The 4,790-nt window shown below is 64.4% G+C and carries 5 protein-coding genes; 1 reads left to right on the forward strand and 4 read right to left on the reverse strand.

Going from position 1 to position 4,790, the window contains the following annotated elements; translation table 11 throughout:
* Positions 1-356: 356 nt before the first annotated feature.
* Together KBA48_RS32465 and argB are read right to left on the reverse strand one after the other, a co-directional pair.
* Positions 357-1,217 carry an MBL fold metallo-hydrolase gene (locus tag KBA48_RS32465; protein ID WP_292912807.1) on the reverse strand — a complete coding sequence of 287 codons (861 nt, stop codon included), beginning with the start codon at positions 1,215-1,217 and terminating at the stop codon, positions 357-359.
* 251 nt (positions 1,218-1,468) lie between these two features.
* Positions 1,469-2,383 (reverse strand): acetylglutamate kinase, encoded by a 915-nt coding sequence (argB, locus tag KBA48_RS32470; RefSeq protein ID WP_292912808.1) that lies wholly within the window; start codon positions 2,381-2,383, stop codon positions 1,469-1,471.
* Positions 2,384-2,572: 189 nt separating this feature from the next.
* Between argB and KBA48_RS32475 the strand changes: the two genes are divergently transcribed.
* The gene (locus tag KBA48_RS32475; protein WP_292912809.1) at positions 2,573-3,229 is read left to right on the forward strand and encodes a glutathione S-transferase; all 657 of its coding nucleotides are present in this window, start codon (positions 2,573-2,575) and stop codon (positions 3,227-3,229) included.
* A 9-nt stretch (positions 3,230-3,238) separates the two neighbouring features.
* On the opposite strand, the gene KBA48_RS32480 is transcribed toward KBA48_RS32475, so the two are convergent.
* Both KBA48_RS32480 and KBA48_RS32485 read right to left on the reverse strand, forming a co-directional pair.
* Positions 3,239-3,898, reverse strand: a complete 660-nt coding sequence (locus KBA48_RS32480) for a glutathione S-transferase family protein (RefSeq protein WP_292912810.1) — start codon at positions 3,896-3,898, stop codon at positions 3,239-3,241.
* Positions 3,899-3,990: 92 nt separating this feature from the next.
* On the reverse strand, positions 3,991-4,790 hold an 800-nt coding region (locus KBA48_RS32485), incomplete at its 5' end, for a hypothetical protein (protein ID WP_292912811.1).

Below are 4,790 nucleotides of genomic sequence, written 5' to 3' on the forward strand. Positions count from 1 at the left end.
GCAGCGTGAACACATGCTTGGAAATGTCGATCGCAATCCGTTTATACTCCATCTGGGCGGCTCCCGATGTTGGTGTGTGACAACCCAACTATGGCACAGCGATGCCGGGGGGCCGTCCACCCTAACAGCGTCACGAAATCATGCCCGATGGTCAAGATTTTGTGCGCCTTGTATGTCGAAAGCGGCCATTCCATGCGATGGTTTTGCCATCGGCGGGTGAGTCTCAATCGCCGGCGGGCGCATCCGCGCTCTTGGCTACGCGGCATGGGCCGCGCGGCGGCAGTCGCCGCCGTACCATCGGTCAAGAATTTTGACCGATGGTATAACCACCCGTTGCCCCGGCCGCCATAAAGGCTCTATTCCGCAGCCACTGCCGCTTCGACGGGCAGCAGGTTCAGCATGTCCAGCACGGTGCCTTCCCGTGCCGCGAAGGCTCCGGGGAAGGCGCGCATGGCGTCGCGCTCGATCGCCGCCATGGCATTGTCGTCATGGTCGGGATCATGGTGGAACAGGCAGAGCCGCTTGGCCCCCGCCTCGCGCACCAGCTTCACGCCTTCGCTCCAGGTGGAATGGCCCCAACCGACACGGGTGGCATATTCCTCATCCGTGTAGGTCGTGTCGTACAGCACGACATCGGCCCCTTCGATCAGGCGCAGGATCTTCTCATCCAGGCGGCCGGCTACATGTTCGGTGTCGGTGACATAGCAGAAGGACTTGCCGCCATATTCGATACGGTAGCCGACGGCCCCGCCCGGATGGTTCAATTCGCCCGTTTTCACCACCAGACCCGGCCCCAGATCCAGTTGGTCGCCGGCCTGCAAATTCTGAAAGGCCATCTTGGCGCGCATGGTGGTCAGTGGCACTGGGAACAGCGGCTTTTCCATGCAGGTGGTCAGGACCTCGCCGATGCAGCTACAGCCCGACAGGTCGCGCGCAAAGATGTCGAGGTTGAATTCGGGCCAGTAGCCGGGTTCGAAGAAGGGGAACCCGTTGATATGGTCCCAATGCGCGTGGCTGAGCAGCAACGTGGCGTTGCGCACCTTGTCGCGCAGGAAACGCTTGCCCAATGCCCGCAGCCCCGTGCCGGCATCCAGGATCAGCGTGCGGTCGCCCGCCGTCACCTCGACGCAGCTAGTATTGCCGCCGTAGGTCAGATGCGAGGCATAGGCGCAGGGAAAGGTCCCCCGCACGCCCCAGAACTTAACCTTGAACTCCATGACACTGCCCCTGCGCCAGGCGACGCCCGGCCATTGCTGCCCCCGGTAGCCAGCGGACACATTCCGCCAGACGTCCCGAAGGTTCCACAAAAATAAATGCGCCCGTGCCGGCGGTCATGTGACGGCGCACACAGGTCCGGTCACGAATCCGTCATGGCCGGGGTGCATCGGGATATCTTTGCGGAAAGGGGCGGCGTCACTATGCCCCCACTCATGCCCCCACCCCCTTCATGGGGGCGGGGGGCTGTGGGTTATTTGCGGCCGACCAGGGTGCCGGCACCGCCTTCGGTGAAAATCTCCAGCAGGATGGCATGCGGTACGCGGCCATCCAGGATCACGGCCCCTTCGACCCCGCCGACGACCGCGTCGATACAGGTCTCCAGTTTGGGGATCATGCCCCCCAGCGCGGTGCCGTCGGTAATGGCGGTCCGGGCGTCGGACACGGACAGTTCCGGCACCAGTTCCTTGTTCTTGTTCAGGAAACCGGCCACGTCGGTCAGCAAAAGCAGGCGCGTGGCCTCCATGGCGGCGGCGATGGCGCCGGCGGCCGTGTCGGCATTGATGTTGTAGGTCTGGCCATCCTCGCCGATGCCGATGGGGGCGATGACGGGGATGAAACCGGCATGCCGCAGCTTGTGCAGGATCTGCGGGTTGATGCGGAACGGCTCACCCACAAAGCCCAGATCGACGACCTTTTCGATATTGCTGTCGGGGTCGCGCTTGGTGCGGGTGGCCTTGCGCGCCTCGATCAGGTCGTCATCCTTGCCCGACAGGCCGATGGCATCGCCGCCGGCATCATTGATCAGGGCCACGATTTCCTTGTTGATGCTGCCGGACAGCACCATCTCGGCGATCTCCATCGTGTCCTTGTCGGTCACGCGCAGGCCGTCGATGAATTCCGACTTGATCTGCAGCCGGTCCAGCAGCTTGCCGATCTGAGGGCCGCCGCCATGCACCACGATGGGATAGGCGCCCACCTGCTTCAGCAGCACGATGTCGTTGGCGAACTGGCGGGCCAGTTCCGGGTTGCCCATGGCATGGCCGCCATACTTGACGACGATGATCTTGCCGTCATAGCGGCGCATATAGGGCAGCGCCTCCGACAGGGTCTGGGCCTTGGCGAGCCATTCCTCGCGGGTCAGCGTCGGGGTGACGGAAACGGTCATGGGCTTGGGCTCCGGTCGGGGGCTTCAGGGCCAGGGATTGTGATGGGCAAACGGCGTCGTGTCTAACACCGGTGGCGGGCGGGGGCAATGCGCTTTCCCGGGGGGTAGCCCCATCGCGCGCTTGCAGGTTCGTTCATGGTGTGTTCTCATATCCGGAATGGATGGCAGGGGGTGACGCAGGGGGTGACCATGTCAGGCAAACTGGTGCTTTATGGGGCCACGGGCTGCGGTTCCGCCGTGGTGGAGGCGGCCTTTATCCTAGCGGGCGAAGATTACGATTATGTGGAGGCCAGCCCGTGGGAACCGTCAGACGGGCTGACCGCGTTGAAGGCCATCAACCCGCTGGTACAGGTGCCCACCCTGGCCCTGCCCGATGGGACGGTCATGACGGAGTCGGTGGCCATCCTGCTCTGGCTGATGGATCGGCATCCGGGCCGGCTGGGGCCGGGTCCGGGCGATCCGCAGCGCGCCAGTTTCCTGCGCTGGCTGGTCTATCTGCCGGCCGCCATCTATCCCATGTATACGGTCCGCGATTTTGTGGACCAGTGGGTTTCGGGGGAAAAGGCGACGGCGGAGCTGAAACAATCCACCGTCAACCGTATCCTCCTCTGCTGGAAAAATATGGAGGCGGCGTTGCAGCCGGCGGCCGGGTCCTGGCTGCTGGGCACGCCCGACCTGACGGCGCTTGACCTTTACGTCTGCATGATGACCCGCTGGACGCCCCGGCGCGACGCCATCCGCGCGGTGGCGCCGCGGATCGTGGCCGTGGCCGAACGCGTGGACCATGATCCGCGTGTGGTGGCGCTGTGGCGGCGGCACTTCCCGGATGGCTATACGGATTTGTAGGGCCGGGCGTCAGTCCCGGTCCGGTGCTCCCAGCGGGAACAGGTGCCGGTAGGGCCGCCCGCCCTCCACCGCCTTCATCACCGATGGCCGGGCCAGCAGCCGGGTGCGGTAGGCGCGCAGGGTCGGGTAGATGTCGGCGATGGGGTGGGTCCAGTCGGCATAGAACAGCGACGGGGCGGCGGCACAGTCGGCCATGCTGAACATGTCACCCACGGCCCAGGTGCGGCCGGCCAGATAGGTTTCCAGCCAGGCATAGGCACGGTCCAGCTTTTCCACCGCCATGGCCATGCCATCACGGCGTTTCACGGGATCACCGGTCAGGGCGCCGTCCACGGCATGCTGGGCCGCATTCATCACATGCTGGTCGAAGAACCGGTCCATGAAGCGCACATCCAGCGCCGCCATCGCGTCATCGGGCAGCAGACGGACGGGGCCAGGATAGGCCAGATGCAGATATTCGATGATGACGCTGGTTTCCGCCACCTGCCGGTCACCATCGACCAGCAGCGGAAATTTCCGTATCGGCCAGCGTTTCAGCCATTCCCCCGCATGGTCCGGATGGTCGGGGCCAAGGCAGCGGAAATCAACCGGCGTCGCATTCTCCTCCAGCGCGATCAGGACCTTCTGCGTGTAGGAGGAGAAGGGATGGCCGAAAAGGATCAAGGGCATCGCGGCGGCTCCAGCGGGTGGTCGGGCCAGGATACGCCATGCCGGGGAGAGGGGGGAACCGCAATCGGCGCCATGCACCGCCATGACGGGCTTCATGTCCCCGCGCGCAGCATGTCCATCAGGCCCTGTACCAGCGTGCCCTTGTTGCGTTCCACCATGCCGGCGCTGCCATTCGACTGGATCATCAGGATCGGATCCTTGTCCCAGGGGCGTGTCGGGTCGGTAAGCCCCAGGCGCGCGGCCTGCGGCCCGGCCCAATCTGGATGGTATTCGGCATTGGCCGCGAAATAGCCGCCGAAGCGGCCATTCAGCATGGCCAGCGTCACGTCCTTCGCACGGTCTTCATCCGCGTTCATGTCCACCAGATCGGACAGCGATTTCCCCGTCGGCTGCGACAGCAGGGCGTCGAGCTTCTTTTCGTCGAACAGGATTTGCAGAGTATCATTGTTGGAGAAGACCACGGTGATCTGGGAGATGCCGCTGTCGGGGGATTCGGTGGTTCCCCGCTCTGCCTCCCACGTTTCCACCGATGCCGGCTTGTCCGGCGGCAGGATACCGGCCTTGGCGGCTGCCTGCTTGGCCATGTCGATGATCTTGCCGCTGAGCCCCAGGCCCGTGCCGCCCGGCACCTCGCCCAACCCCAGCTTCTCCCGCACGAATTCGCCCACCTGGCGCATGTAATCCCCGTATTCCTGCCAATAGGCAGAAACCTCCATATGGTCGTAGGTGAACATCCCGCTCAGATCCACTGGCGTCAGGTTCAATTGTGTCGCCTTGACCATGCTGCCGGCCGATACCGGATAGCCATCGCCGGCCGGCAGGGTGAAGCTCGATGTGCCTTCGCTGGAGGGGGGTGCGGCTGCGGTGGGGACGGAGGGGCGGGCGGGTGCGG

The sequence above is a fragment of the Niveispirillum sp. genome, from assembly GCF_017996735.1.
GTDB lineage: Bacteria > Pseudomonadota > Alphaproteobacteria > Azospirillales > Azospirillaceae > Niveispirillum.

Coding starts and splice junctions, on each gene's coding strand:
- KBA48_RS32480 (WP_292912810.1), bottom strand. CDS start 3,898: ATGCCCTTGATCCTTTTCGGCCATCCCTTCTCCTCCTACACGCAGAAG.
- KBA48_RS32465 (WP_292912807.1), bottom strand. CDS start 1,217: ATGGAGTTCAAGGTTAAGTTCTGGGGCGTGCGGGGGACCTTTCCCTGC.
- KBA48_RS32475 (WP_292912809.1), top strand. CDS start 2,573: ATGTCAGGCAAACTGGTGCTTTATGGGGCCACGGGCTGCGGTTCCGCC.
- argB (WP_292912808.1), bottom strand. CDS start 2,383: ATGACCGTTTCCGTCACCCCGACGCTGACCCGCGAGGAATGGCTCGCC.